Below are 361 nucleotides of genomic sequence, written 5' to 3' on the forward strand. Positions count from 1 at the left end.
TTACCGGTGAAGACATTGTGCATTACATTCACACTGAATTTGGTGTTCATTACCACTTAAATCATGTCTATAAAATTCTAAAGCAACTTGGCTTTAGTTGGATCACAAGCCGCTCTAAACACCCAAAACAATCATTACAGAGCCAAGAGGCTTTTAAAAAACTTCCAGCTGGAAACGATCCTTCACACACCAGGACACCTTCCTCTTGATCGGATCGACGTATGGTTTCAGGACGAAGCACGATTTGGCCAGCAAAATCCGACTACGCGCATTTGGGCTGAAACAGGCACTCGGCCACGGATTGTAAAACAACAGCAATTTGACTATGGATACTTATTTGGCGCGGTATGTCCAGCCACAG

The 361-nt window shown here is 44.0% G+C and carries 1 pseudogene; it reads left to right on the forward strand.

Features of this window, described 5'->3' with window-relative positions:
* Positions 1–361: pseudogene (locus tag IRQ78_RS20715) on the forward strand (winged helix-turn-helix domain-containing protein); the annotation flags it as partial.

The organism is Pseudoalteromonas simplex, from assembly GCF_015278155.1.
In the GTDB taxonomy this organism is placed as follows: domain Bacteria; phylum Pseudomonadota; class Gammaproteobacteria; order Enterobacterales; family Alteromonadaceae; genus Pseudoalteromonas; species Pseudoalteromonas simplex.